Raw genomic sequence first — 2,902 nt, forward strand, 5'->3', positions numbered from 1 at the left:
GCCCGAACGAATTTCCTTCACCGGGGGAAGGTTTTTATAATGGCAGCTACAATAATTAATTTTTTGTTTTAAACATTTGTTTAATTATTTTGTTTAACATAGGTTTGTATGGAAATTTCTCAGCATGGATAAACCTGATAACATAACAAATCCCGACACTTCAACAGAAGAAAAGATCAAAGAAGCTGCCCGGATTGTATTCACCGGCAAAGGGTATGCCGCGACCAAAGTGAGGGATATTGCCGCCCAGGCAAACATTAACCAGGCATTAGTGAATTACTATTTCAGGAGTAAGGAAAAGCTGTTCGACCTGATCATGGCTGAAACCATGAAAATCCTTTTTGACAAAATAAAGCCGGTGATTTATGATGAATCAACCACTTTAAACGAAAAGATTAGCGGGATAGTGGACAATTACCTGGAGTTATTGCTGGAAAATCCGGAACTGCCCTTATTCGTAGTGAGTGAAATGAGATCGGGGTCAGACAGGCTCCCGAAAATGACCGGCAACGGCAAACTATTTTTAGAGTCGCACTTTGCAAAACAGATCCGGCAGCTACAGGCAGAAGGCAAACTTAATTTTCATCCGGTCAATATCATGATGAATATGCTTGGGTTGATCGTCTTTCCTTTTATCGGGCGGCCTTTGATGCTCAAAACCGGGATAGTAAAAGAAGAAGAATTCAGAAAAATAATTGAAGAGCGGAAAAAATTAATCCCGTTATGGATCGTCAGCATCATAAACCTTTAAATTTTTCATCAAAATGACCAAAATATTTAAGGCCGAAATATTTCAGTTTAACCAACAATGGTTCAGGGTAATGCTCCTGCTTTTTGCGGCAATTCCATTTACGCCTGTTGCCAGTTCGCAATCGTTAACGATAAATGAATGTTATAACCTTGCACGGAAAAACTACCCCCTTATTAAGCAAAGAGAGCTGATCACTAAAACCGCAGCATACTCGGTTTCGAACGCAGCGAAAGGCTATTTACCGGCATTTTCGGTAAACGGGCAGGCAACTTATCAATCCAATGTAACTACATTTCCATTTTCTATCCCCATAAAGGGCTTTACATTGCCCAATTACAGCAAGGATCAGTATAAAATATTCGGCGAGTTAGACCAGACCATATATGACGGCGGCGTTATCAGCAACCAAAAGCAAAATGCCGAAGCGAATGAGATCATACAGCAACAAAGCCTGGAAGTTCAATTGTATGCCTTGTATGACCGCGTAAACCAGTTATTTTTTGGCGCACTGCTGGTAAATGAGCAACTTAAACAAAACGACCTGTTAAAAGCCGACGTGCAAAATGGTATCGACAAAGCAAAAGCGTTGGTGGCAAACGGCACGGCCTACCGCAGCAGCGTTGATGAACTATCGGCACAAATATTACAAACAGAACAGGCGAGAGTAGAACTGATGGCTACCAAAAAAGCTTTCCTTGATATGCTGGGTTTGTTTATCAACAGTCCGCTTGATGAAAACACGGTACTTGAAAGACCTGCAGAACCTGCATTAAGCCAAACTATCAGCAGGCCCGAATTATTGACCTATGAATACCAGAAAAAAACCTTCGACTTGCAGGACAAATTATTAAACGCACAGTTACGACCACATTTCGGCTTTTTTGCACAAGGAGGCTATGGCAGGCCCGGATTAAATCCTTTGAGTAATAATTTTCAGTGGTATTATATTGGCGGATTAAAACTTAGCTGGAACTTAGGCAGCCTTTACACTTTAAAAAACCAGAAAGAATTACTTGATATTAACCGGAAAAGCCTGGATATACAGAAAGAATCCTTCCTTTTTAATACCAGCGTCACTCAAAAACAGCAAAACGCCGACATAGAAAAATATATGCAACTGGTAAAAAACGATGATGCCATCATCGCGCTGCGCAAGTCGGTTAAAAAAGCGGCAAGCGCACAGCTTGAAAACGGTGTAATAAGCGCACATGATTATATTAACGAGGTAAATAATGAAGACCAGGCCAGGCAAAACCTGATCCTGCACCAAATGCAGCTTTTACAGGCGGAATACAGCTACCAGAATACCATAGGCAATATCAAAAATTAAGAAACAAACGATTACTAGCATGAAAACACGGATATTTTTATACATCATGATAATGCCCCTGCTATTCACAGGATGTAGTTTAAATGATCATTTATCGGATGCATCAGGCACATTTGAGGTGGATGAAGTGATCGTATCTTCGGAAGTGCCCGGGAAGATCCTGTCGCTGAATATCGATGAAGGTTCTCTGCTGAAAAAAGACAGCATTGTAGGCATAATAGACTCTATTCCCCTTGAGTTGCAAAAGGCGCAGGTGGAGGCTTCCATAAGTGCTTTGCATGAAAAAACAATGGACGTAGGGCCACAAGTGCAAGTGCTTAAAGACCAGATCGCGGTTCAAAAAACACAACTGGCCAACGCACTATCAGAAAGGGCGCGTACCGAACGCCTGATAAAAGCAGATGCCGCCACCACAAAACAACTGGACGACTGGAACAACCAGATTGATGTGTTAAAAAAACAGATCGCGGTAAACGAACAGCAGATAAAAGTACAGGAAACCACTACTGGCACCCAAAACAGCAGCGTTTTGAGTGAAGCAAAACCGCTGAGTAAATCCGTAGCACAAATTAACGACCAGTTGAAGCGTGCAAATATCAAAAACCCAATTAACGGTACAGTGCTTACTAAATACGCAATGGCAGGTGAAATAACTTCGGCTGGCAAGGCCCTTTATAAAATAGGCGATCTTTCGGTTGTAACACTGAGAGCGTATATCACTGGTACGCAACTGGCACAGGTTAAATTAAACCAGCATGTTAAGGTTTTGGTGGATAAGGATGCCGGCAATTACCGTACCTACGACGGGGTGATCAATTTCA

General features: G+C 41.8%; 3 protein-coding genes. All 3 read left to right on the forward strand.

Features of this window, described 5'->3' with window-relative positions:
* Positions 1 to 124 precede the first annotated feature (124 nt).
* Complete coding sequence (locus tag QZY09_RS15675; protein WP_295673883.1) at positions 125 to 751, forward strand: TetR/AcrR family transcriptional regulator; 627 nt, start codon at positions 125 to 127, stop codon at positions 749 to 751.
* A gap of 13 nt (positions 752 to 764) precedes the next feature.
* On the forward strand, positions 765 to 2,081 hold the full coding sequence (locus tag QZY09_RS15680) for a TolC family protein (RefSeq protein ID WP_295673885.1): 1,317 nt from the start codon (positions 765 to 767) through the stop codon (positions 2,079 to 2,081).
* A 19-nt stretch (positions 2,082 to 2,100) separates the two neighbouring features.
* Positions 2,101 to 2,902, forward strand: an 802-nt coding sequence (locus QZY09_RS15685; protein WP_295673886.1) for an HlyD family efflux transporter periplasmic adaptor subunit, incomplete at its 3' end; no start/stop codon positions are given.

Origin of the sequence: uncultured Mucilaginibacter sp., from assembly GCF_903913935.1 — a bacterium.
Lineage (GTDB): Bacteria > Bacteroidota > Bacteroidia > Sphingobacteriales > Sphingobacteriaceae > Mucilaginibacter.